This is a genomic window from Pseudomonas sp. TE3895, assembly GCF_056278855.1.
This window is the reverse complement of sequence record NZ_JBWBQE010000001.1, coordinates 740942-765117: the sequence shown is the minus strand read 5'-3', so window position 1 is coordinate 765117 and position 24176 is coordinate 740942. Positions and strand designations below refer to the sequence as shown.

Genomic DNA, 24176 nt, shown 5'->3' with positions numbered 1-24176 from the left:
GTTTCGCGCAGGATGCACGACAAAATACGTCGGAATGCTACGCTCGAAAAAACCATGTATAAAAGTGAAAATCATTTTCATTGAATGCAGTAGCATCCCCTCCAGATCTCGTTGCACCGTCAAGCCCTAAGGAGCCCGCTTGTCCACGCCTGTCGAACCTTTGCGTTTGCTGCTGTTGGCCGATGAGCCGGAATGGGCTGCCTCGTTGCACGCGTGCATGCCCGCACTGGGTGGCAGCGCCGTGTTACTGACTGCGCCAAACTGGGAGGCGGTCGACAGCCTGTTCAGCCATGATCGTCAGGCCGTCGTGCTGGCAACACCCGCCTTGCAGCCCGCCCCCGGGCGTTGCGAGCTGCCGACTATTCTGCTGCTTGAACACGAGCCTGAGGCAGCGCCCAGCGCTGTCAGTGACTGGCTGGTGCGCGACCAGCTCAACGCCGATACCCTGCGCCGCTCACTGCGCCATGTGCGAGAGCGAGGGGTGCTGGTCGCCACCTTGCAGCGCCTTGCCGAGCAGGACCCGCTGACCGGCATCGCCAACCGCCAGGGCTTCCAGGCTTTGCTTAATGCACGCCTGGCCGAAAACGAAGGCCGTGGTGTCGCGCTTGGCCACCTGGACCTGGACAACTTCCGCCACGTCAACGACGCCCTGGGCCACCAGAGCGGTGACCGGTTGATCCTGCAGGTGGTGGCACGGCTGAAGCATCAGCTGGAGGCGGGCGACCAGCTGGCACGTCTGGGTAGCGACGAGTTCGCCCTGCTGATCGACACCCGTCGCGATGCCAACCGCGCCGAATGGATTGCCGAACGCATCGTCGAGGCCTTGGCAGAGCCCTACTGGATCGACGGCGAAAGCCTGCTGCTGGGCTGCAGCCTGGGCATTGCACATGCTCGCGCGCAGAGCGGCGCCGATCCGCTGATGTGGCACGCGCACATCGCCATGCGTCAGGCCAAGGGCAGCCAGGGCTGCACCTTCCATGTGTTCAACGAACGCATCAACCGCAACGCCCGCAGCCTTGCCGACCTGGAAAGCGAGTTGCGCCGCGCCCTGCGCCGCGACGAACTGGAGCTGCACTATCAGCCCCGCCTGAACCTGGCTGACGGGCGCATTGTTGGCCTGGAGGCGCTGGTGCGCTGGCGCCATGCCGAGCGCGGGCTGCTGCCACCCAGTGAGTTCGTGCCACTGGCCGAGCAGAGCGGCCTGATCGTGCCCTTGGGTTATTGGGTTATTTCCCGTGCCCTGCGTGACATGCAGGCATTGTGCGAGCGTGGCCTGGAACCGCTGCACATGGCGGTCAACCTGAGTTTCCGCCAGTTCCAGGATAGCCAGCTACTGGCCACGTTGAGTCGCCTGATCCTCGAGCACGGTGTGGATGCCCGCTGGCTTGAGTTCGAGCTGACCGAGACGGCGGTGATGCGCCGCAACGAGGTGGTGCGCCAGACCATGGACGCGCTGGGCCGCCTGGGCGTGCGCTTCTCGCTCGATGATTTCGGCACCGGGTTTTCTTCGTTCGTGCACCTCAACAGCCTGCCGATCACCTTGCTCAAGGTGGACCGCAGCTTTGTTGCGGAAATGGAAATGCGTGAAGAGAACCGCAAGCTGGTACACGCCATGATCAACCTGGCGCACAACCTCAACCTCGAGGTGGTGGCCGAGGGTGTGGAGAGTGAAGAGCAACTGGCGTTGCTGCGTGGGTTTGGTTGCGACCAGGTGCAGGGGTTCCTGGTCAGCAAGCCGCTACCGATAGGGGAATTGATGGCGTATTTGCTGCAGGCGCCCGGACGCCAGTTGGAGGCTGTCCTGTAGGAGCGGGTTTACCCGCGAATGGGCCGGGCCTGCTGGCCAATCTCCACCAGACGTTCACCGTTGCCGCCACCACCGTATTCGCGGGTAAACCCGCTCCTACACACTGATCTGCGGTGGACACACACACCGGGGTTGGACACAGGCCGTTGTAGGAGCGGGTTTACCCGCGAAGAGGCCCCCACGTCAGGCCGAAGCCGTCGCCTTCCCGGCAGCCCAAGCCTTCCCCAACAACCGCTTCATCCGCCACTCAAAGCCAAAGGTCAGCGCCACCGCCGCACATGCCAGCCCCAGCGCCAGCCCCCACCAGATCCCTACTGCACCACCGCCCAGCGTAAAGGTGAACAGCCAGGCACTCGGCGCCCCCACCAGCCAATAGCACACCAGCCCGATCAGGAAGGTGGTTTTGGCATCTTTCAACCCACGGATCGAGCCCATGGCAATCGTCTGCATGCCGTCGAACAGTTCGAACCACGCCGCCACCATCAACAACTGCACGGCCACCTGGAAGATCGCGGTAAAGGCCGGGTCATTACGGTCGATGAACAGCCCTACCAGTGCTTCGGGCAGCAGCAGGAACAGCGCGGCGAAGGCAAACATGATCATGGCCCCGAACCCGATGCCCACCCGCCCGGCGCTGCGCGCCGCCAGCAGGTTGCCAGCGCCGTAGTACAGGCCGACGCGCATGGTCACCGCATAGGACAAGCCCGTCGGCACCATGAATGCCGTGGACACGATCTGCAGGGCAATCTGGTGCGCCGCCAGCTCGGTGCTGCCCAGCACGCCCATGCACAGCGCGGCGAAGGCGAACAGGCCCACTTCCACCATGTAGGTACCGCCAATCGGCAGGCCCAGCCGCCACAGCTCGCGCAGGGCCGCCAGTGATGGGCGTGACAGGCCCTTGCGCAGCGGGTAGGCGGCATAGGCCGAATGCCAGCGGATATACAACGCCAAGGCAGCGGCCATGCCCATCGACACCACTGCAGTGACCAGGCCGATACCCATCAGGCCCAGCTTGGGCAGGCCGAACATGCCTTCGATCAGTGCCACGTTGAACAGGTAGTTGAGCACTGTGCCGAACAAACTGATGACCATCACCGGGGTCGAGCGGCCCAGCGCGCTGGTGAAGCCACGCAAGGCCATGAAGGTCAGATAGCCGGGCAGGGCCAGTGGCAGCAGGGTGAGAAATTCGGCGGCCGAGGCCACGTTCTCGGGCTTTTGCCCGAAAAGCAGCAGCACAGGTTCAAGGTTCCACAGCACCAGCGCGGCGAACAGCGCCAAGGCCCAGGCCAGCCACAGGCCGTTCTGCGCCAGCCGGGTGGCGCCCTCGATGTCGTTGGCACCCTTGCGAATGGCCACCAGCGTGCCGACTGCGGCGATCACGCCCAGGCAGAAGATCGATACGAACGAATAGCTGGCTGCCCCCAGGCCACCCCCCGCCAAGGCCTGAGGGCTGATGCGGGCCATCATCAGGGTGTCGGTCAGCACCATCAGCATGTGCGCCAACTGCGAGGCAATCAGCGGCCCGGCCAGGCGCAGCAAAGCCTTGAGTTCTGTGGTGGGCGCGACGTGCATGGGGGCAGTCCTTCATTCTGGGGTGATCAACGAAGGGCGATTCTGAGGCTTCGGTCAACTTTGCACAAAAGGATAAAAGCGATAGTTGGCATGAGTTGAACTCATGTATATAGGCTTCTCGGTGATTTGCCTCACACGCCCATATTGCAGGTGCCTCATGCCACGCCAGCTACCACCGCTGTATGCCCTGCGCGCATTCGAAGCTGCCGCGCGGCTAAGCTCCTTCACCCGTGCGGGCGAAGAGCTTTCTATCACCCAAAGCGCCATCAGCCGGCATATCCGTACGCTGGAGGAGCATTTTGCCTGCCGCCTGTTCGTGCGCAGTGGCCGCAGCCTGCAACTTACCGAAGCGGGGCGGGTACTGCTGCCGGGCGTGCGCGAGGGCTTCGCGGCATTTGAGCGGGCCTGTGAAACCTTGTGCGGTGAAGACGACATATTGCGCATGAAAGCCCCCTCGACCCTGACCATGCGCTGGTTGCTGGCGTGCCTTAGCCGCTTTCGCCACCTGCAGCCGGGCAATGAGGTGCAACTGACCAGTGCCTGGATGGATGTCGACCATGTGGATTTCAACCAGGAGCCGTTCGATTGCGCGGTGTTGCTCAGTGATGGGGTGTTCCCGGCGGAGTGGGAGGTGCGCAAGCTGTTCCCTGAGTTACTGATCCCAGTCGGTGCGCCGGACCTACTCGACGAGGAACCTTGGGATGTACGTAGGCTGGCCTCTATCGAGCTGCTGCACCCTACGGTGGACAAGCGTGACTGGCGGGAATGGCTGGAGCGTATGGGGCTTGGCGACGAGGTGTCGCTCAAGGGCGGCCAGGTGTTCGATACCCTTGAGCTGGGCATGATTGCCGCGGCGCGTGGCTATGGAATATCCATGGGCGATTTGCTGATGGTGGCCGAAGATGTGGCGCAGAAGCGCTTGAGCCTGCCATGGCCGACGGCGGTGCCCAGCGGCATGGATTACTACCTGGTGTGGCCGCGCACCCGGCGAGGCGGCGAGCGGTTGCGGCGGTTGAGTGCGTTCCTGGAAGGCGAGGTGGCGGCAATGGATTTGCCGGATGTGGAAATCCTGCCGCCTCTTTGATCACCTGCACCGGCCTCTTCGCGGGCTCGCCCGCGAAGAGGCCGGTGCAGATTTACATCGAGCCCAGGTTCAACGCCTGTGCGCAGGCCTGCAGCGACCGGCGCTCGCTTTGCGCATACAGCGCCAGCTCATCCTGTACCTGCAACCCCAGCGCCGCTTCGAACGCTTCGCGGTTGGCGTTGCTGCCGTATTCGGCCTGCGCATCGTCACCCAGGTTGGACTGGAAGATCCCCGCCGCACTCACCGGCAGGAAGTCCTCGTACACCAGCGCCTCGAAGTGCACGTGGCCCGCGTCGATCAAGCCTTGCAGGGTGGTCGGGCGGCCTTCCTGGTCGCGTGCGGCCAGGCCTTTCTCGGTGGCGAAGTAGCGGAAGTACGCCAAGCCCTGTTCACGCATCTGCGCCAGGTCATCCGGGAATTCGGCAAAGTTTGCCTGCAGCAGCGCCATGTAACGCTCGGCATTGGCTTCGGCCGGAGCGCCACCCAGCGCAGCGCGGGTAGCGTCGAGCAACTTGTCGTAAAGCTGGCGACCTTTCGGCGTCAGCGCCGCGCCGCGTTGCTCGATTTCGCCAAAGCGCGCGGTGTGGCTGCCTTCGCGGCCTTGCTGGTCGCGGAAGGCGACCGTTTCCTGCAGGGCCTTGAAACTGGTCTGGCGCAGCAGGATCGGGTGGCGGCGGGTGGGCGGGCCTTCAACCACGGCCTTCGGCGGGATGCCCTTGGCAGGCATGCCGAGCTGGATTGCATCGATATCCAGGGTACGCGGGGTCAGGTGGTTGATGTGCGGGCCCTTGAAGGCCACCACATCGGCGATCAGGCGGTGTTGGTCGTGCAGCTGCTGGTACTGCTCGGCCGTAACGGTAGCGTCCTGGTGCCAGCGGAAGGTGTGCAGCGCCTCCTGCACGAACGTCTCTGCATCCGCGGCGTCAAGGCCACCCTCGCGCTCACACTGGGCGATCAGTTCGAGGGCGCGGGAGGTGAAGATCTGGCGCTTGGCCAGGATGCTCTGTGCCAGCTCGCGCAACTGCGGGTTGTCGATCAGCTCCAGGCGCAGCAGCGAGGTGAACACACGGAACGGGCTGACATGCAGCGATTGCTCGTGCACCGCGCGGAAGGCAGTGGAATGCACCGGTACGCCAGCGGAGCTGAGGTCATAGTAGCCGACCGGCTGCATGCCCATGACAGCGAACAGGCGGGCGATGGTGGCCAGTTCTTCGGCGGTGCCGACGCGGATGGCGCCGTGACGTTCCTGGTCCAGGCGCTCGATTTCGCCGGTCCAGCGCAGGGCCTCGGCCACTTCGGGTTGCTGGGCCATGACCTGCTGGTTGATTTCGCTCACCAGCTCCAGCAGCGTGCCGTACAGCGGCACTTCCTGTTTGTACATGAGCGACATGGCGGCAGAGAACTGCGCGCGGATGCTGTCTGGGCTGACGAAATCGTTGGCGGGCATCGCTAGCTTCCTGGTTGGGTTCGGACGCTTACATGAAAGCTGGGAATGCACTTTGCTCACAAGCGAAAAAAAGTGAGTGTGTCATTCCTTTTTTGATCGACCTCGACGGCCCTTTCGCGGCTAAAGCCGCTCCTACAGGGACCGTGCAAGGTTGGGGTCTTGCGCAGGGCCCCGTAGGAGCGGCTTTAGCCGCGAAGAGGCCCTCAAGCCTGAAGCTGTTCGTGGATCCACTCCACCAGCGCCCGCACCTTGGGCACCTCCGCCGCATGTTCAGCGTACGCCAGATAGTGCGCCCCGGCACTGCGCATCGCATGGTTCCACGGCACCACCAGGCTACCGTCGGCCAGTTCCTTCGCCGCCAGGTAGCGCGGCACCAGCGCTACCCCGCACCCGGCCTGTGCTGCGCTCAACGCCATATAGAACGTATCGAAGCGCGGCCCGTGGTAGGCGCTGACGCTCTGCAGGTCCTGCTCCAGGAACCACTCATGCCAGGCCTCCGGGCGCGAGGTGCTTTGCAGCAGCACCAGCTCGGCCAGCTCCTCGGCACCGGCCAGCTTGCGCCCGGCCAGCAGCTCTGGCGCACACACCGGCACCACCTCTTCGCGAAACAACTCCACGCAAGTGGCCCCCGGCCAGGTCCCCTGGCCATAGAAGAACACCACGTCAGCCGAGCCTTGCAGCAGGGCGAACGGCTCCATTTCGTTGCGAATGTCCAGGTGGATATTGCTGTGCCGTTTGCCAAACCCCTTCAGGTGCGGGATCAACCAGCGCACGCCAAAACTCGGTTGAGTGGCTACCTTCAATATCTCGGTCTGCTCGCCGTAGGTGAGTACGTAGCGGCTGGACATGTCCACCTGGGTCAGGATTTTGTTGACCTCGGCCAGGTACAGGCTGCCGGCTGGCGTAAGCTGCAAGCGCCGGCGAATGCGCAGGAACAGGTGGTGGCGCAGCATGTCTTCCAGCTGTGCCACCTGCTTGCTGACCGCGCTCTGGGTCAGGTGCAGTTCCTCAGCGGCACGGGTAAAACTCAGATGGCGGGCTGCAGCTTCAAAGCACTGCAGGGCGGTCATGGAGGGTACTAGGCGTTTTGACATAGCGGTCTCTGCGGCTCAAATCATTACCTGACGGAATGATATGCGGAATAAAGGTCGTTTGTTGTACCTATGTGATCGGATTAATACTGATCCACATCATTTTTCCACCCCATCACCGATGTAGGAGATGCACAAATGGTTGCTGGATTGCTCGAGCGCCTTGGCGTTGCCGCCGAGGCTTACACCCAGGGCGACTACCCTGTTCACACGCCGATCGACGGCAGCCAGATCGCCTCGGTGAAACTGCTCGGCAAGGCCGAGACCATCGCCCGCATCGATCAGGCCCAGAGCGCTTTCGAAGCCTGGCGCAGTGTGCCTGCTCCGCGCCGTGGCGAACTGGTGCGCCTGTTCGGCGAAGTGCTGCGTGAGCACAAGGCCGACCTCGGCGAGCTGGTCTCGATCGAAGCCGGCAAGATCACCCAGGAAGGCCTGGGTGAAGTGCAGGAAATGATCGACATCTGCGACTTCGCCGTTGGCCTGTCGCGCCAGCTGTACGGCCTGACCATCGCTTCCGAGCGCCCGGGCCACCACATGCGTGAAACCTGGCACCCGCTGGGTGTGGTCGGCGTGATCAGCGCCTTCAACTTCCCGGTTGCCGTGTGGGCCTGGAACACCGCCCTGGCCCTGGTGGCCGGCAACTCGGTGGTATGGAAACCGTCCGAGAAGACTCCGCTGACCGCCCTGGCCTGCCAGGCGTTGTTCGAAAAAGCCCTGAAAGCCTTCGGCGATGCTCCGGCTGGCTTGGCACAACTGGTGATCGGCGGCCGTGAAGCTGGCGAAGCCATGGTCGACGACCCGCGCGTACCGCTGGTCAGCGCCACCGGCAGCACCCGCATGGGTCGCGAAGTCGGCCCACGCGTTGCTGCCCGCTTCGGCCGCAGCATCCTGGAACTGGGCGGCAACAACGCCATGATCCTGGCCCCGAGCGCCGACCTGGACCTGGCCGTGCGCGGCATCCTGTTCTCGGCTGTCGGCACTGCCGGCCAGCGTTGCACCACCCTGCGCCGCCTGATCGTGCACCGCTCGATCAAGGACGAAGTGGTTGCCCGCGTCAAAGCCGCCTACGGCAAAGTGCGTATCGGCGACCCACGTAAAGACAACCTGGTCGGCCCGCTGATCGACAAGCAGTCGTTCGACGCCATGCAGGGTGCACTGGCCAAGGCCCGTGACGAAGGTGGCCAGGTATTTGGTGGCGAGCGTCAGCTGGCCGACCAGTACCCGAACGCCTACTACGTTTCGCCAGCCATTGCTGAAATGCCGGCGCAAAGTGACGTGGTGCGCCACGAAACCTTCGCACCGATCCTGTACGTGCTGGCCTACGACGACTTCGAGGAGGCCCTGCGCCTGAACAACGAAGTGCCACAAGGCCTGTCGTCGTGCATTTTCACCACCGACATCCGTGAAGCCGAGCGCTTCCAGAGCGCCTCGGGCAGCGACTGCGGCATCGCCAACGTCAACATCGGTACCAGCGGCGCCGAGATTGGCGGTGCGTTTGGTGGCGAGAAGGAAACCGGCGGTGGCCGTGAGTCGGGCTCGGATGCCTGGAAAGGCTACATGCGTCGCCAGACCAATACCGTGAACTACTCGCGCGAGCTGCCGCTGGCGCAGGGTATCGTGTTCGACTGATGTATTGATGCTGCATGGCCGGGGGCCTGGCCCCCGGTTCGCGGGTAGACCCGCTCCTACAGGGTTCGTCCAAGCGACACCGACCCCTGTAGGAGCGGGTTTACCCGCGAATGGGCCGCCCTGCGGCCCCAACAAGAACAAATTGCTGGAGCCGGCCATGTCCGAACTGCGTCAACAATGCTTGTGGGAACACGTCAGCAAACCGACCGTCGCCGCCCAGGCCCTGGCCGGTGAGCACAAGGCCGATGTCTGTGTGATCGGCGGCGGTATTACCGGCCTGTCGGCGGCCATCCACCTGCTCGAACAGGGCAAGTCGGTGATCGTGCTGGAGGCCTGGAAGATCGGCCACGGTGGCTCCGGGCGCAACGTCGGCTTGGTCAACGCCGGTACCTGGATCCGCCCCGACGACGTCGAGGCCACCCTTGGCCAGAAGCAGGGCAGCCGCCTGAACAAGGTGCTTGGCGAAGCCCCGGCTGAAGTGTTCGCCATGATCGAGCGCCTCGGCATCGACTGCCAGGCCCAGCACAAAGGCACGCTGCACATGGCGCACAACGCCACCGGTATCGCCGACCTCGAAGCGCGTCACGAACAATGGCGCCGCCGAGGTGCCGACGTCGAGCTGCTGACCGGTGCCCAGTGCCAGGAATACTGCGGTACCGACAAGATTTCCGCTGCGCTGCTTGATCGCCGTGCTGGCACCATCAACCCCATGGGCTACACCCAGGGCCTGGCGGCTGCTGTAACGCGCCTGGGCGGCAAGATTTTCCAGCAGTCTTCGGTCGAAGGCCTGGAGCGTGAAGGTGATGGCTGGCGGGTGAAGACTGCGCGTGGCGCTGTGCGCGCCGAAAAGGTGGTGATTTCCACCGGCGCCTACACCGAAGGCGACTGGAGCAACCTGCAGAAGCAGTTCTTCCGCGGTTATTACTATCAGGTAGCCTCCAAACCGCTGCAGGGCACCGCAGCCGACAAGGTGCTGCCACATGGCCAAGGTTCGTGGGACACCCGCACCGTGCTCAGCAGCATCCGCCGCGACGATCAGGGCCGCCTGCTGCTCGGCAGCCTGGGCCGGGTCGACAACAAGCCGGCGTGGTTCGTGCGCAGCTGGGCCGACCGCATCCAGGGCCATTACTACCCGGAGCTGGGCAAGGTCGAGTGGGAAATGCACTGGACCGGCTGCATCGACTTCACGCCTGACCACCTGATGCGCCTGTTCGAGCCGGCGCCTGGGTTGGTGGCGGTGACCGGGTACAACGGGCGCGGTAATACCACCGGCACCGTGATTGGCCGGGCGTTTGCCGAGTTCCTGCTCAAGGGCGAGGCGGACAGCCTGCCGATTCCGTTTTCGCCGATGAGCGGTGTGAGCGCGCCTTCGCTGCGGACGGCGTTCTACGAGTCCGGCTTCTCGCTGTACCACGCGGGGCAGTGCCTGAGGGTTGTGTTGTAAGTACTGGCCTATTCGCGGGTAAACCCGCTCCTACAAATTGTTCACCGCCTGAGAGGGCTGTGGTGAACCTGTAGGCGCGGGTTTACCCGCGAAGAGGCCAGCACAGGCTTACTTGTGCAGCCAGCTGAGGAAGCCACCTTTCTTGATCAGGGCCGGCTTTTGCAGCAACAACGACTCCCGGCTCTGCCGCCGGAACCGCTGCAACTTGCTCAACGCCGTCTGCACTTCGCCACGCTGCTGCAAACAGCTCTTCACCTGTTCCTTGTCGATCCGGTACAGCACGCAACTGGTCAGCGTGCGGAATTCGGCCAGCGAGTCTTCGTCGTCGATGATCCCCTCGATCCCAAGCACCTCTCCCGGCCCCATGCGCCCGGCCTCCAGCCGCTTGTCTCCGTCGCGCACCGAGGCCGACACCACACCGCTGCCAATCACCAGCAGATGATCGGAATGCTCGCCCACCTCCAGGATCACCTGGTCCGCCAGGTACTCGACTGCAGTCATGCGCTGGCTCAACGCATCGCGCTCTTCGTCACTTAGCGAGCGGAACACTCGCACCTCATCCAGCACCTCGCGCTGGCGGCTGCGCGGCGGCACAGCCAGGTCGACGTTCCACATCACCCCGCTGGCCTCCAGGTGCCGGTGCGCCAGGTCGAACAGCTGGTTACGTGCATCGCCCTTGGCGCCCGCATCGGCCACGAAGCCGCTGGCCTCGTACTCCACCGACTCCAGTGTCGAGGCCTTTACCGTCACCTTCGGCTTCGGGGTCGCAAGGATGGCACTGACGCCCTGCAAGGCTTTTTCCAGCGCATCGAACACACGCTTGGGCCGCACCTTGGCCGGGACCACCACGCTGATCGATACCCCGTGCACATCGGCCGGGCGACTGTGGTTGAGCAGCCGCGCCTTGGCCGCCACCGAGTTGGGGATTACCGCCAGGCTGCCGGTACCGGTCAGCAGGCGCGTGGCGCGCCAGTCGATGTCCAGGACCTTGCCTTCGGTGCCGTCGATGGAGATTGAGTCGCCAATCTGATAGGGCCGCGTGGTGTTCAGCACGATGCCGCTGAAGACGTCAGCCAGTGTGCTCTGCAGCGCCAGGCCGATGACGATGGCCATTACCCCGGAGGTGGCCAGCAGGCCCTTCACCGGCAGTTGCAGCACGTAGCCTGCGGCCGCGACCACGGCGGCGAGGAAGATCAACGCCCCCAGCACATCCTGCAGCAAGCGCCCGCCATGGCTGCCACGGGCCACCAGCAACAGGCCGAACACCACGGTCACCGTGCGCGCACCGAACAGCCACCAGCCGATGGCCAATACCGTGGCCATCAGGTTGCGCGAAAGATCGTCGGGCCACGGCGGTGGTTGCAGCGGGCTCATGCCGGCGGCCATCAGCACCGCGCTGAACAGCAGGAAGATCACCAGACGCGCGCTGATGCGCCAGGCATGGCGCTGGATGGGGATCAGTTGCCAAAGCACGAGGTCGAGCAGGATCAGGGCGCAACCGAGCAACAACGGGGACGACTGGATGAACGCCAGCATGGTGGTCTCGGGGGTGAGGGGAGGGCTGTGGGTAGTAATAGAGCAGGTTTGCCGGGCAGGCAATGCAAGCCTGTGCTGGCCCCTTCGCGGGTTTGCCCGCTCCCACAGGTAAAGCGCTGGTTTTGAACCTTGTGCGATCCCTGTGGGAGCGGGCGAGCCCGCGAAGAGGCCAGCAAAACCAACGCCAATCTATCGTTCCTAAAACAGAACGCTAAAGGCAAAAACCGCTATCTACCGCTCCAAAGGTGGTGGTTTTAATCTTCTCCCATCAACGCGAAACACCCAACTTACTGAACATCAAAACCCTTAGGAGCTATCCCCATGACCCACTTCAAATACAACCGCCTGAACAAAGACGACGCCGCCGTACTGCTGGTCGATCACCAGGCTGGCCTGCTGTCCCTGGTCCGCGACATCGAGCCGGACGCGTTCAAGAACAACGTGCTGGCCCTGGCCGACCTGGCCAAGTTCTTCAACCTGCCGACCATCCTCACCACCAGCTTCGAGCAAGGCCCCAACGGCCCACTGGTGCCAGAACTGAAAGCCCTGTTCCCGGACGCGCCGTACATTGCCCGCCCTGGCCAGATCAACGCCTGGGACAACGAAGACTTCGTCAAGGCCGTGAAGGCCACTGGCAAGAAGCAACTGATCATCGCCGGCGTTGTGACTGAAGTGTGCGTAGCTTTCCCGGCCCTGTCTGCCTTGGAAGAAGAGTTCGACGTGTTCGTGGTCACTGATGCTTCCGGCACCTTCAACGCCATGACCCGCGACGCCGCCCACGACCGCATGAGCCAGGCGGGTGCGCAATTGATGACCTGGTTCGGCGTGGCCTGCGAGCTGCACCGTGACTGGCGCAACGACATCGAAGGCCTGGCCGCGCTGTGCTCCAACCACATCCCGGACTACCGCAACCTGATGACCAGCTACAACGCCTTCAACGCCAACAAGTAAGCGCAAACGCCGCGGGCACCGCCAATCGGTGCCCGCCCAGGGCAGCACACCTATCCAATCCAGCGCCCGTCCGCCGTTGCACAGTGGATGCGGGCAAGCTCATCCCAAGGAACGCCGATGAACACCGCACTCCATGACAACCGCGAAGTGGTGACCGTATGCCTGCAACACAAGGTGCTTGATAGCTCGCCGGGCACCCCGGCAGCGCAACCGCCGCGCTGGAAACAGGCGCTGCTGACCTACCTGGTGATCTGCCCGATGACCATGGTCATCCCGCAACTGCTGGCGCCGCTGTTTGCACGCTTCCCGCAGCTGGGCGGCGTGATCACCGGCAACCTGATCGTCAACCTGTTCGTCATCCTGCCCGTGGTGTTCTACATCATGCCTTGGGTAACCCGCCGCTGCGCCAACTGGCTGCGCGGCTGAGCCGACGCCTTCACCTCGAAACGTTCAAGGAGATACCGCTATGAGCACGTTCGTTACCCGCGATGGCACTTCGATCTATTTCAAGGACTGGGGCAGCGGCAAGCCCGTGCTGTTCAGCCACGGCTGGCCGCTGGATGCCGACATGTGGGATTCGCAGATGGAGTTCCTGGCCAGCCGCGGTTACCGCGCCATCGCCTTCGACCGCCGGGGTTTCGGCCGCTCGAGCCAGCCGTGGAACGGTTACGACTACGACACCTTCGCCGATGACATTGCCCAGCTGATCGAGCACCTCGACCTGCGCGACGTCACCCTGGTGGGCTTCTCGATGGGGGGCGGTGATGTCAGCCGCTACATCGCCCGCCACGGCAGCGAGCGGGTGGCCGGGCTGGTGTTGCTGGGCGCGGTGACGCCAGTATTCGGCAAGCGTGAGGACAACCCTGACGGTGTCGACCTGTCGGTGTTCGAGGGCATCCAGGCCGGCCTGCGTGCCGACCGCGCGCAGTTCATCGCCGATTTCGCCACGCCGTTCTACGGCCTGAACCATGGGCAGCAGGTGTCCCAGGGTGTGCAGACGCAGACCCTGAACATTGCGCTGATGGCGTCCATCAAAGGCACCCTGGATTGTGTGACGGCCTTCTCGGAGACCGATTTCCGTCCCGACATGGCCAAGGTCGATGTGCCGACGTTGGTGATCCATGGCGATGACGACCAGATCGTGCCGTTCGAGACCACTGGCAAGCAGGCGGCGGAGCTGATTCGCGGTGCCGAGCTGAAGGTGTATGCCGGGGCGCCGCACGGGTTTGCGGTGACCCATGCGCAGCAGCTGAATGAGGACTTGCTGGCGTTCCTTCAGCGGTAATTGTGGGAAACATTCGCGGGTAAACCCGCCCCTACAGACGTTGTAGGAGCGGGTTTACCCGCGAAGAGGCCGGCCCAGGCAGCAAAAAGCTTGACCAGGGCTAACCTTCTTCAACCCACCGCACATCCATTCAAGCCCAGGCCTTGCATCAACCGGCATGCTTCGCAGTCCCCCTGCCGGCCCCTAGTCGGAGAAGCCCATGTCCCAGGATCGCAACGACAAGACCCGTCGCCAGTTCCTCGCCACCAGCACTGTGCTCGGTGCCGCTGGCGCGCTCTGGTCCGCATTGCCTTTTACCGGCCAAGCCGGTTCCGCTCACGCATCCACGCAAGGAGGTTCCATGACCGCCGACCTGATTCTGTTCAACGGCAAACTGCACACCGTTGACCGCGAAAAGCCCACCGCGACCGCCGTCGCCATCAAGGACGGCCGCTTCGTCGCCGTGGGCAACGACGCCGAGGCCATGGCCCACAAGGGCGCCGCCACGCAAATCATCGACCTCAAGCAGCGCACGGTGATCCCGGGCCTCAATGACTCGCACCTGCACCTGATCCGCGGTGGCCTGAACTACAACCTCGAGCTACGTTGGGAAGGGGTACCGTCGGTGGCCGATGCCCTGCGCATGCTCAAGGACCAGGCTGCGCGCACGCCAACCCCGCAGTGGGTGCGGGTAGTCGGTGGCTGGAACGAATTCCAGTTCGCCGAAAAACGCATGCCCACCCTGGAAGAAATCAACCAGGCTGCGCCCGATACCCCGGTATTCCTGTTGCACCTGTATGACCGCGCGCTGCTCAACCGCGCTGCGCTCAAGGCCGTCGGCTACGACAAGAGCACCCCGAACCCGCCAGGTGGCGAAATCCAGCGTGACAAGTTCGGCAACCCGACCGGCATGCTGATCGCCCGCCCGAACGCGATGATCCTCTACGCCACGCTGGCCAAGGGGCCTAAGCTGCCGCTGGAGTATCAGGTCAACTCCACTCGCCAGTTCATGCGTGAGCTCAACCGGCTGGGCCTGACCAGCGCCATCGACGCCGGCGGCGGCTACCAGAACTTCCCCGACGACTACTCCGTGATCCAGGAGCTGGCCGACAACAACCAGCTGACCGTGCGCATCGCCTACAACCTGTTCACCCAGAAGCCCAAGGAAGAACTGGACGACTTCAAGAAGTGGACCTCCAGCGTCAAGCTGCACAGCGGCACCGATTTCTTGCGCCACAATGGCGCGGGCGAAATGCTGGTGTTCTCTGCCGCCGACTTCGAGGACTTCCTCGAGCCGCGCCCGGACCTGCCGCAGACCATGGAAGAAGAACTGGAGCCGGTGGTGCGCCACCTGGTCGAGCAGCGCTGGCCGTTCCGCCTGCACGCCACCTACAACGAGTCGATCACGCGCATGCTCGACGTGTTCGAAAAGGTCAACCGGGACATCCCGTTCAATGGCTTGCCGTGGTTCTTCGACCACGCCGAAACCATCACCCCCCAGAACATCGAGCGCGTGCGGGCGCTGGGTGGCGGTATTGCCATTCAGGATCGCATGGCCTTCCAGGGTGAGTACTTCGTCGATCGTTACGGCGCCAAGGCTGCCGAACAGACCCCGCCGATCAAACGCATGCTCGAGATGGGCGTGCCGGTGGGCGCGGGTACCGATGCCACTCGGGTGTCTAGCTACAACCCATGGACCTCATTGTACTGGCTGGTCAGCGGCAAGACGGTCGGTGGCATGGAGCTGTACCCGGAAGGCCTGAGCCGTGACACCGCGCTGCAACTGTTCACCCAGGGCAGCGCCTGGTTCTCCAGCGAGCAAGGCAAGAAGGGCCAGATCAAGGTGGGCCAGCTGGCTGACCTGGCAGCATTGTCGCTGGACTTCTTCAGTGTCGATGAAGAGGCGATCAAGGGCATCGAGTCGGTGCTGACCATCGTTGATGGCAAGGTGGTGTACGGTGCTGGCGAGTTCGACAAGCTTGGCCCGCCGCAGGTGCCGGTGCTGCCAGAGTGGTCGCCGGTGACCAAGGTGCCGGGGCACTGGCGCGTCGGTACGCCATCGTTGGCAGCCACCGTGCACCAGTGCAGCGGGCCTTGTGGTGTGCATGCGCACAGCCACGAAAAGGCGCGGCATTCGAGCGTGCCGGTAAATGACTTCCAGGGCTTCTGGGGGGCGCTGGGCTGTTCGTGCTTCGCTTTCTAAGCTGAGCTGATGTGACGAACGGGGGCCAATAACTGGCCCCTTTCTTGTGTCTTCAGTGCCGGCCCTTTCGCGGGTAAACCCGCTCCTACAACGGCCTGTTTCCAACGTCCGGTGTGTGTCTACCGCAGATCATGTGTAGGAGCGGGTTCACCCGCGAATGGGCCGTAAGGGCCGGCATCAATGGTGTGCCTTATGCTCCCCGCCAGCCAACAAATGCCGAATCCGCACTTCAACCCCATCGGTCTGCAGCATCCTGACCCGCGCCTCGATCTTCAGTTCACCACGGGTCACCCGGTGGTGATGCCGCAGATGCTCCAGCCACGATTCCTCGAAGAAGAACTCCAGCCACAACGCCGGATCAGCACTGTCCCGCATCAACCCCCACGACAATGCGCCATTGCGCTTGCGCATCGCTTCCAGCTCCCGCGCCGCCTGCTGGAAGGCCTCGGCCTTGGTGGGGGCGATGTGGTACTCGATGGTGACCATCACCGGTCCGGCGTCCTTGTCCATGTCATCGCTCAACACCGGCACCGGCCAATGCAGCGACGGCGTCAGCTCCTCTGCTTCGGTTTCCGGCAGCGCCACCTTGCAGGTCAGCAAGGTACCCAACGCCAGGCCGCCTGCGGCCACCAGCAGGCTGAAGGTGAGCGTTGCATGGCTGGCCAGCGTGCCCCACAGCAGGCCACCACAGGCCATGGCGCCGAAGAAAATCAGAATGTATACCGACAAAGCCCGCGCCCTTACCCAGGCGGGCACCGAAGTCTGCGCAGCCACCTGCAGGTTGGACAGCACCGCGATCCACGCCGCGCCGCTGAGCAGCATCGCTGGCAGCAGCGCATAGAAATTGCGCACCAACGCCAGGGCCAGCAGGAACAGGGCATACAGCAGGCTGGCCAGTAACACCAGCCGGTCACGGCTGATGCGCTCACGCAGGCGCGGCAGCAAGGTGGCACCCGCCACTGCGCCAATACCGATGGCCGCCAGCAGCAGGCCGAAGTCCGCTGCGGTGCCGCGCATCTCGCCACGCACGATCAGCGGCAGCAGCGAAGTGCCGGCGCTGGCGCAGAAAAAGAACGCCAACGCGCGTAGCATCACGGCCTGCAAAGGCTTGGCGCTGCGGGCAAAGCGCAGCCCAGTGCGCATGGCGCCAACGAAGCGTTCGGCCGGCAGCAGTGGTTCCTTCACCTCGCGCTTCCACAGGAACAACACCAGGATCACACCCGCGAACGAGATGGCATTCAGGGCAAAGGTCAGCCACGGGCCGACCATGCTCACCACCACCCCCGCCAGTGCCGGGCCGATGGCCCGTGACACGTTGATGCCGACACTGGAAAGCGCCACCGCGTTGGCCAGGTCCTCCTTGCCCACCAGTTCCGGTGTCAGTGCGCTCCACGCCGGCATCATCAGCGCTGTACCAATGCCCAGTGCCAGGGTCAGCACCAGCAGCAAGGTGACGTTCATCATCCCGAGCAACGTCAGGGCCGCCAGCACAACCGCTACGCAAGACATCCACAGCTGCACCAGCAACAGGTAGCGGCGTTTGTCGACGATGTCCGCCGCTGCGCCAGCCGGCAGGGCCAGGAAGAACATCGGCAGCGAGCCTGCTACCTGGATCAACGCCACGTGCAGCGGGCTGGCCGACAGTGTGGTCATCAGCCAGCCGGCGCCCACCTCGTGCATCCAGGTGCCGATATTGGAGGCGATGGTGGCGATCCACAGCATGCGGAAGGTGGTGTTACGCAACGGGCTCCAGGCACCTGAAGGTGATGTGCTCATGTCAGAAGCTGCCTTTGAGTGGGTATTCGATGATCAGGTAGATGCGGTCGATATCATTGCCCGCCTGGGCCTGGTTGGCGCGGTGGCTGACGTGGGAGAACGACAGGCTCAGGTCCTTGGCAGCCCCCGACTGCACCACGTATTTCAGGTCGATGTCGCGTTCCCAGTGCTTGCCGCCGTCGCCGTACTGGTTCACATAGGCGCTGCCCGCAGGCGCATGGCTGCCGTCGATGCCGCGGCCGCTGACATAGCGGCCCATCAGGCTCAGGCCAGGTGCGCCGAGGGTGGCGAAATTCAGGTCATAGCGCAGTTGCCACGAGTGCTCGCCCGGGCCGTTGAAGTCGGCGTACTTGATCGCGTTGGCCAGGTAGATGGAGTCGCCGCCGACGAAGTCGAACGGGGTGTCGCCCTCGACCTTCTGGTAGGCCAGGCTCAGCGCCTGGGCGCCGAAGCTGTACCTGGCCAGCAGGCTGTAGGCGAGGGTGTCGATCGCCCCGGCGCTGGCGTTGCCGGTGTCGCGGGTTTTGTACAGATTGCCGTCCAGGCGCCAGTTGCCCTCGGCCACGTTCAGGTTGAGGTAGGCCTGGCGCCAGGTGTTTTCCAGCTGCCCGGCATACACTGCGGCGCCGAACGGCCCGTTGGGTGCGAAGGTGGCACCGGCCAGGCTGATGGCCCGGTTGTGGGTGGTCGCGCCGTAGCCGCTGAAGTCGTCGTGGGTGGAGCTGTCGTCCTGGTTGTTGAAGGCAGTGAAACGCCCGGCCTGCAGGCGCCAGTCGGGCTGGTCGGTGTTTTCCACCCACCAGCCGGTGGCGTATTCCGGGTGCAGGCGTTTGTCACCGGTGTCGAATACCGGGGTTTCCACCATCATCTCGCCATAGCGCAGTTGGGTGTTGCCTAACTGCATTTTGAGCGCGGCACCGGCACTGGAGTACTCGGGCTCGGCGCGGCTGTCGCTGTCGCGTGGCAGCAGGCCGGTGCCGCTGTGGCCGCGGCCGCCGTCGAGCTTGAGGCCAAGAAAGCCATGGGCATCGATGCCGACGCCGACAGTGCCTTCGGTGAAACCGGAACGCACCTCGCCGATGAAGCCTTGGGCCCATTCCTGGCGGTAGTTCTGGCCGCTGCCGGAGGGCGAGCGGAAGTCACTGTGCAGGAAATAGTTGCGGCTGAGCAGCGACCAGCCGGGCGCTTCGGCGTGGCTCAGCGCCGGCCAGAGGGCGAGGGTGGCGAGCAGGGCGCGGCCTGGTCCGTGTGTGGCGCGGATCATGGGGAGCTCCGGGGGATGATCCGGGACTGTGGAGCAAGGATAGGCCAGGGGTCTTGTAAGGGTGTGCTGGGGGAGCGGTTTACCTATGCCGGCCTTTTCGCGGGTGCGCCCGTTCCCACGGGTTTGCCACTGGCCCCGAGCCTTGTGCAATACCTGTGGGAGCGGGCATGCCCGCGAAGAGGCCGGCTCAGCCAGCCAGGCACTCAAGCCATGTCGCTGATGGCGAACTCCTCAGCCAGATGATCGATCAGCGCTCGCACCGAAGGCAGCAACCCACGTCGCGATGGGAAGATCGCATGCACGATGCCGCAACGCGGGTGCCAGTCCGGAATCAGCTCAACCAGACGTCCCGCCGCCAGGTCCTCACGCACCGCCACCCGCGGCAAGTGTGCGATCCCCACTCCAGCTACCACGAAGTGGCGCAAGGCAAACAGGTCATCAGTCACCATGCGTGGTGTATGCGGGATGACGATGCTGCGGCTGTTGTCCTCACCCTGGAACAGTTCCCATTGGTACTCGCGCTGGGCACTGCCCCAATGCACGCTGGGTAGCGTGCCCAGTAGCTGCGGATCAAAGCCTTTGGGCAGTTGCGCCAGGTATTGAGGCTGGCCGACCAGGCACTGGGTGCTGTTGCTCAGCACCTTCATCACCATGTCAGTGTTCTCCAGCGGCGGAAAGCGCACCCGCAGAGCAATATCGAAGCCCTCGTGCAACAGGTCGACACGGCGGTTGGTACTTTCGATGAACAGCTCCACCTGCGGGTACTTGAGCATGTAGCGGGTCAGCATCGGCCCGACCCAGGAGTTGAGCAGGGTGGTCGGGCAACTGATGCGCACCAGGCCGCGCGGTTCGCTGCGGTTGCGCTCGATGATTTCCGCCGCGCCCTCGGCCTCCACGCGCATGGCCAGGCAGCGGTTGTAATAGGCCTGGCCGATTTCGGTCAGCGAGCAGTGGCGGCTGGTGCGGTTCAACAGCCGCACACCCAGGCGGTCTTCAAGGTCGGCGATTCGCCGGCTGAGCTTCGACTTGGGCATGTCCAGCGCCCGCCCGGCCGGGGCGAAGCCGCCATGTTCGACGACCTGGGTGAAGTAGTAGAGGGAGTTGAGGTCTTCCAATGGTCGGTCTCCGGGTATTTGGTTGCCTGTGCCGGCCTCTTCGCTTGTAGGAGCGGCTTTAGCCGCGAAGAGGCCGGCACAGCCCCTACAAATCCATCGTTCATAAATCAGAACGCTAAAGCCAGATTCTGCTAACTACCGCCGCAAAGGTGATGATTTTAATCTGTGCCCATCAACGCGAAACACCCCGGATTGCTGAAAAATTCATAACCCTTAGGAGCACAGACCATGAGCAAATTCACCTACAACCGCCTGAACAAAGACGACGCTGCCGTACTGCTGGTCGACCACCAGGCTGGCCTGCTGTCCCTGGTGCGCGATATCGAGCCGGACAAGTTCAAGAACAACGTGCTGGCGCTGGCTGACCTGGCCAAGTTCTTCAACCTGCCGACCATCCTCACCACCAGCTTCGAGCAAGGCCCCAACGGCCCGCTGGTGCCGGAACTGAAAGCCCTGTTCCCGGATGCGCCGTACATTGCCCGCCCTGGCCAGATCAACGCCTGGGACAACGAGGATTTCGTCAAGGCGGTGAAGGCGACCGGCAAGAAGCAGCTGATCATTGCAGGTGTTGTGACCGAGGTTTGCGTGGCGTTCCCGGCGCTGTCGGCCTTGGAGGAAGAATTTGAGGTGTTCGTGGTGACCGATGCTTCCGGCACCTTCAATGAAATGACCCGTGATGCCGCGCATGACCGCATGAGCCAGGCGGGCGCCCAACTGATGACCTGGTTCGGCGTGGCCTGCGAGCTGCACCGCGACTGGCGCAACGATGTCGAAGGGCTGGCTGCACTCTGCTCCAACCACATTCCGGATTATCGCAACCTGATGACCAGCTATAACGCGCTGACTGCGGGTAAGTAATCAAGCATCAGCAACGCGCACAAAGGCCGGCTCTCTCTGTAGGGAGCCGGTTTTTTTGTTGCGCTTTGTTCCAGTCGTTGACCTGTATTGGCGGCATTGTTAGCGTTTCACCCGAGCGCGAAGCCAGTTGTCATTCAGCGGCAGTAACTGGATCAGGAACCCCATCGATGGCTGAATCATCAGTGTAGGGTGAGACCTCCACACCCCGGCTTGAGGTGTGCATATGAATATCGAGCATCTGATGGGCCACTGGAAACAGTGGCCCTTTTCTGTGGTTGGTACTGACACCCGTGTCGACGAGGACTCTGTGGGAGCGGGTTCACCCGCGAAGAGGCCGATACAGGCGACTCAGTTCATGGGCTGTGACTCAATCCCATCCAGCAATGCCTCAACCAACCCTTCTGCCATTTCGAGTGCGTTCAGGTTGCTCCAGAACAGGCTCTTGCCTGTGTCATCCAGATGCTCCAAGGCTTTGTAGCCACAGTCATAGGCACCGCGCAGGTATTGGGCGACATGCACCAGGGCATCGTGGGCGGAAACGCCGGGGTTTACGGTGAACAATGGGGGATGGCCGGCATCGCAGCGGCTGAAAGAGCGTTGTGTGGTGTTGGGGAGGGGTGGATCGGGGACGATTCTTTTCATGGCAATTCCTTCTCCAGGATTGAACTGCAACCACCCGTTTCCACGCAGAAGGCGGCAGTTGTGCGCGGGGTGGAAAACCGGTGAGAAGGCAAGCCGGTAGGCCAAACGGCCTCACGCGCACAACTGCCATAACGGCAGCCCTTCATCACATCCGGGTTTCCACACCCGATCGCTGAACCGACAGCGACCCGGTTAGCCTAGAGAGCAGGCCTTCCCTGGACAATCAGACGGGCGTCGACACGGTGTGTAGGATAATTCCTTGGGATTGGCGTGAACGTAGGAAATGGTTCGCGGGGAAGTAGGACCCAGCTGAGAATTAGACGATTTTGTGATGGCTTTTGTGTGTTCGCGTAATGGCGGCGAGGTGATCGTCAGGAAATTGCAGGATGGCTTCCAGGTGCCTGGCGATAGTTTTTGGGCGCCCATGAGATCGAGCGCCGCCCGCGCGGCGCTTCGCGGGTAAACCCGCTCCTACGTTTGTTTCGGGCCAGTCCCTCCTGTGCCAGGCGCGCGCGACCGCCTTGTTTGTACGACGCGATATCGAGGCGTGCGCCAGGGGGGCTCGCGTGCGCGTCCCACAGGAATAACTGGCCCGAAACAAACGTAGGAGCGGGTTTACCCGCGAAGCGCCGCGCGGGCGGCGCCCGATCTCACAGGCACTACAACCCTCAAGGCACGCGCCAAAAGGCCTCAATCCGCATCCGAATCAAACAACCTTTCCAACTCCACCCGCGCCTCCTTGGCCGTCTGCATCACCTTGGCCCGGTCATCACGCACTTGCCCCTGGGCCTCCAGCACCTCTTCGTCATGTTGAGTAAACCGTGCAATGCGGTCCGCCGCCTGTTCATCGCTCAGGCCCAACCCCACCAGTGCCCGGCGGGTCATTTCCAGGCTGGAGTAGAACGTCTCGCGAATCGGCTCGGCGCCCACATCCGCCAGTTTGTGCACATGCTGGCGGTTGCGCGCCCGGGCCAGCACCTTCAGGTGTGGGTACAGGCGCTTCACCCGTGCGGCGGTATGAATGGCGGCTTCAGGGTCATCAATGGTGATGATGAAATACTCCGCTTCACCCACCTTGGCGGCGTGCAACACCTCCGGGCGCAGCGGGTCGCCGTAGAACACCGGTACCTGTTCGAACATGCGGGTCATCTCGATGGTGTCCACCGAGGTTTCCAGGGCAATGAACGGGATCTTCTGCGCCCGCAGGATGCGCGCGACGATCTGGCCCATGCGGCCCATGCCGACGATCACCACCCGCGGCGTATCAGTCTGGATCTGCTTGTACTGCTCGGGCACTTCACGCGCCGGCTGCGGGCGCTTGAGGACGCGGGCGCAACCCAGCATCAGCAGCGGGGTGATGGCCATCGACAGGGTAATGGTCATCAGCAGCAGGTCGTAGGTCTGGGTATCGAACAGGCCTTGGTCCTTGCCCAGCTTGAACACCACGAAGGCGAACTCGCCACCGGCCGCCAATACCATGCCCAGGCGCAGGGCGCTGGCGCTGTTCAGGCCACCGACCAGGCGGCCGACGCCTATCAGCAACAGCAGCTTAACGGCCACCAGCAACAGGGTCAGGCCCAGCACCACCAGCGGCATTTCCAGTAACAGGTGCAGGTTGGCGCCCATGCCCACGCTGATGAAGAACAGCCCCAGCAGCAGGCCCTTGAAGGGTTCGATCTGCGATTCCAGCTCGTGACGGTATTCCGAGTCGGCCAGCAGCAGGCCGGCGAGGAAAGCGCCAAGGGCCATGGAGATACCCGCTTCTTCCATCAGCCAGGCGGTGCCGATCACCACCAGCAGTGCGGTGGCAGTAGACACTTCCGGCAGGCCGGTGCGAGCCACGGTGCGGAACACTGGGCGCAACAGGTAGCGACCGCCGATGATCACCACGGCGATGCTGGCGAATACCTTCAGGCCGTGTTTGCAGGCTGTCGCCTTGGCTGGTGTCCGGGCCACTGGCGGCCAGCAGCGGTACCAAGGCGATCAGCGGGATCGCGGCGATGTCCTGGAACAACAGGATGGCGAACGCCAGACGGCCGTGCGGTGCATTGAGCTGCTTGCTCTCGGCCAGGCTCTGCAGGCCAAGGGCGGTGGACGAAAGCGCCAGGCCCAGGCCGAGCACGATGGCTGCAGGTAGCGTCTGGCTGAAGCCGAACAGGGCGATGGCGCCGATGACTGCGCCGGTCAGCACCACTTGGGCAGTGCCGACACCAAACACCGACTTGCGCATCAGCCACAAGCGTTTGGGCGACAGTTCCAGGCCGATGATGAACAGCAGCAAGACCACGCCCAGTTCGGAAATGTGCGCCACGCTTTCTGTGTCGCGGATCAGGCCAAGTGCTTGCGGGCCGATGACCACACCGGCGAGCAGGTAGCCGAGCACGGCACCCAGTTGCAGGCGCTTGGCCAGGGGGACGGCGAGGACGGCGGCAAGCAGGAAGATCACCGCGGTTTGCAGAAGGCTGCCTTCGTGTGGCATTGGCTCGTACTCCA

At 63.4% G+C, this 24176-nt stretch carries 17 protein-coding genes and 1 pseudogene; 9 read left to right on the top strand and 9 right to left on the bottom strand.

Features of this window, described 5'->3' with window-relative positions; all coding sequences use genetic code 11:
- Positions 1-139 precede the first annotated feature (139 nt).
- On the top strand, positions 140-1807 hold the full coding sequence (locus ACZ889_RS03350) for a putative bifunctional diguanylate cyclase/phosphodiesterase (RefSeq protein ID WP_004575225.1): 1668 nt from the start codon (positions 140-142) through the stop codon (positions 1805-1807).
- A 183-nt stretch (positions 1808-1990) separates the two neighbouring features.
- Here the strand turns inward: ACZ889_RS03350 and ACZ889_RS03345 are convergent, their stop codons facing one another.
- The gene (locus ACZ889_RS03345) at positions 1991-3379 is read right to left on the bottom strand and encodes a NorM family multidrug efflux MATE transporter (protein WP_004575226.1); all 1389 of its coding nucleotides are present in this window, start codon (positions 3377-3379) and stop codon (positions 1991-1993) included.
- A 157-nt stretch (positions 3380-3536) separates the two neighbouring features.
- Between ACZ889_RS03345 and ACZ889_RS03340 the strand changes: the two genes are divergently transcribed.
- Positions 3537-4463: a LysR substrate-binding domain-containing protein gene (locus ACZ889_RS03340; RefSeq protein ID WP_012054085.1), complete on the top strand. Its 927-nt coding sequence runs from the start codon at positions 3537-3539 to the stop codon at positions 4461-4463.
- Between the two features lie 52 nt (positions 4464-4515).
- On the opposite strand, the gene hglS is transcribed toward ACZ889_RS03340, so the two are convergent.
- Together hglS and ACZ889_RS03330 are read right to left on the bottom strand one after the other, a co-directional pair.
- Positions 4516-5910 carry a 2-oxoadipate dioxygenase/decarboxylase HglS gene (gene hglS, locus ACZ889_RS03335; RefSeq protein WP_004575228.1) on the bottom strand — a complete coding sequence of 465 codons (1395 nt, stop codon included), beginning with the start codon at positions 5908-5910 and terminating at the stop codon, positions 4516-4518.
- A 203-nt stretch (positions 5911-6113) separates the two neighbouring features.
- A complete protein-coding gene (locus ACZ889_RS03330) occupies positions 6114-7004 on the bottom strand; it encodes a LysR family transcriptional regulator (RefSeq protein ID WP_003253545.1) in 891 nt (296 codons plus the stop codon).
- Positions 7005-7139: 135 nt separating this feature from the next.
- Between ACZ889_RS03330 and amaB the strand changes: the two genes are divergently transcribed.
- Entirely contained in the window at positions 7140-8630 is a 1491-nt protein-coding gene (gene amaB, locus ACZ889_RS03325) for an L-piperidine-6-carboxylate dehydrogenase (protein WP_003253547.1), read from the top strand.
- Positions 8631-8787: 157 nt separating this feature from the next.
- Positions 8788-10074, top strand: coding sequence for an L-pipecolate oxidase (amaA, locus tag ACZ889_RS03320; protein ID WP_003253548.1), 1287 nt, complete (start codon positions 8788-8790; stop codon positions 10072-10074).
- A gap of 108 nt (positions 10075-10182) precedes the next feature.
- Here amaA and ACZ889_RS03315 read toward each other — a convergent pair whose 3' ends face one another.
- Positions 10183-11610, bottom strand: a complete 1428-nt coding sequence (locus tag ACZ889_RS03315; protein ID WP_047603703.1) for a mechanosensitive ion channel family protein — start codon at positions 11608-11610, stop codon at positions 10183-10185.
- A 321-nt stretch (positions 11611-11931) separates the two neighbouring features.
- On the opposite strand from ACZ889_RS03315, the gene ycaC (ACZ889_RS03310) reads away from it, so the two are divergent.
- From ycaC (ACZ889_RS03310) to ACZ889_RS03295, 4 genes are all read left to right on the top strand, one after another.
- Positions 11932-12561: an isochorismate family cysteine hydrolase YcaC gene (ycaC, locus tag ACZ889_RS03310; RefSeq protein ID WP_003253552.1), complete on the top strand. Its 630-nt coding sequence runs from the start codon at positions 11932-11934 to the stop codon at positions 12559-12561.
- Between the two features lie 117 nt (positions 12562-12678).
- Positions 12679-12987, top strand: a complete 309-nt coding sequence (locus ACZ889_RS03305) for a putative antibiotic biosynthesis monooxygenase (protein WP_003253554.1) — start codon at positions 12679-12681, stop codon at positions 12985-12987.
- 40 nt (positions 12988-13027) lie between these two features.
- A complete protein-coding gene (locus ACZ889_RS03300; protein ID WP_003253555.1) occupies positions 13028-13846 on the top strand; it encodes an alpha/beta fold hydrolase in 819 nt (272 codons plus the stop codon).
- Positions 13847-14186: 340 nt separating this feature from the next.
- The gene (locus tag ACZ889_RS03295; protein WP_476258010.1) at positions 14187-16028 is read left to right on the top strand and encodes an amidohydrolase; all 1842 of its coding nucleotides are present in this window, start codon (positions 14187-14189) and stop codon (positions 16026-16028) included.
- A 177-nt stretch (positions 16029-16205) separates the two neighbouring features.
- On the opposite strand, the gene ACZ889_RS03290 is transcribed toward ACZ889_RS03295, so the two are convergent.
- From ACZ889_RS03290 to ACZ889_RS03280, 3 genes are all read right to left on the bottom strand, one after another.
- Positions 16206-17804 (bottom strand): MFS transporter, encoded by a 1599-nt coding sequence (locus ACZ889_RS03290; RefSeq protein ID WP_476257176.1) that lies wholly within the window; start codon positions 17802-17804, stop codon positions 16206-16208.
- Between the two features lies 1 nt (position 17805).
- Positions 17806-19068, bottom strand: coding sequence for an OprD family porin (locus tag ACZ889_RS03285; protein ID WP_476257175.1), 1263 nt, complete (start codon positions 19066-19068; stop codon positions 17806-17808).
- A gap of 203 nt (positions 19069-19271) precedes the next feature.
- Positions 19272-20183 carry a LysR substrate-binding domain-containing protein gene (locus tag ACZ889_RS03280; RefSeq protein ID WP_010955764.1) on the bottom strand — a complete coding sequence of 304 codons (912 nt, stop codon included), beginning with the start codon at positions 20181-20183 and terminating at the stop codon, positions 19272-19274.
- Positions 20184-20411: 228 nt separating this feature from the next.
- On the opposite strand from ACZ889_RS03280, the gene ycaC (ACZ889_RS03275) reads away from it, so the two are divergent.
- Positions 20412-21041 carry an isochorismate family cysteine hydrolase YcaC gene (gene ycaC / locus ACZ889_RS03275; RefSeq protein ID WP_010955763.1) on the top strand — a complete coding sequence of 210 codons (630 nt, stop codon included), beginning with the start codon at positions 20412-20414 and terminating at the stop codon, positions 21039-21041.
- 348 nt (positions 21042-21389) lie between these two features.
- Here the strand turns inward: ycaC (ACZ889_RS03275) and ACZ889_RS03270 are convergent, their stop codons facing one another.
- Both ACZ889_RS03270 and ACZ889_RS03265 read right to left on the bottom strand, forming a co-directional pair.
- Entirely contained in the window at positions 21390-21683 is a 294-nt protein-coding gene (locus ACZ889_RS03270; RefSeq protein WP_012054079.1) for a hypothetical protein, read from the bottom strand.
- A gap of 690 nt (positions 21684-22373) precedes the next feature.
- A pseudogene (locus ACZ889_RS03265) lies at positions 22374-24162 on the bottom strand (monovalent cation:proton antiporter-2 (CPA2) family protein).
- Positions 24163-24176 lie beyond the last annotated feature (14 nt).

Coding starts and splice junctions, on each gene's coding strand:
- amaB (WP_003253547.1), top strand. CDS start 7,140: ATGGTTGCTGGATTGCTCGAGCGCCTTGGCGTTGCCGCCGAGGCTTAC.
- hglS (WP_004575228.1), bottom strand. CDS start 5,910: ATGCCCGCCAACGATTTCGTCAGCCCAGACAGCATCCGCGCGCAGTTC.
- ACZ889_RS03315 (WP_047603703.1), bottom strand. CDS start 11,610: ATGCTGGCGTTCATCCAGTCGTCCCCGTTGTTGCTCGGTTGCGCCCTG.
- ACZ889_RS03285 (WP_476257175.1), bottom strand. CDS start 19,068: ATGATCCGCGCCACACACGGACCAGGCCGCGCCCTGCTCGCCACCCTC.
- ycaC (WP_003253552.1), top strand. CDS start 11,932: ATGACCCACTTCAAATACAACCGCCTGAACAAAGACGACGCCGCCGTA.
- ACZ889_RS03330 (WP_003253545.1), bottom strand. CDS start 7,004: ATGTCAAAACGCCTAGTACCCTCCATGACCGCCCTGCAGTGCTTTGAA.
- ACZ889_RS03270 (WP_012054079.1), bottom strand. CDS start 21,683: ATGAAAAGAATCGTCCCCGATCCACCCCTCCCCAACACCACACAACGC.
- ACZ889_RS03300 (WP_003253555.1), top strand. CDS start 13,028: ATGAGCACGTTCGTTACCCGCGATGGCACTTCGATCTATTTCAAGGAC.
- ACZ889_RS03305 (WP_003253554.1), top strand. CDS start 12,679: ATGAACACCGCACTCCATGACAACCGCGAAGTGGTGACCGTATGCCTG.
- ACZ889_RS03340 (WP_012054085.1), top strand. CDS start 3,537: ATGCCACGCCAGCTACCACCGCTGTATGCCCTGCGCGCATTCGAAGCT.
- ycaC (WP_010955763.1), top strand. CDS start 20,412: ATGAGCAAATTCACCTACAACCGCCTGAACAAAGACGACGCTGCCGTA.
- ACZ889_RS03290 (WP_476257176.1), bottom strand. CDS start 17,804: ATGAGCACATCACCTTCAGGTGCCTGGAGCCCGTTGCGTAACACCACC.
- ACZ889_RS03345 (WP_004575226.1), bottom strand. CDS start 3,379: ATGCACGTCGCGCCCACCACAGAACTCAAGGCTTTGCTGCGCCTGGCC.
- amaA (WP_003253548.1), top strand. CDS start 8,788: ATGTCCGAACTGCGTCAACAATGCTTGTGGGAACACGTCAGCAAACCG.
- ACZ889_RS03295 (WP_476258010.1), top strand. CDS start 14,187: ATGACCGCCGACCTGATTCTGTTCAACGGCAAACTGCACACCGTTGAC.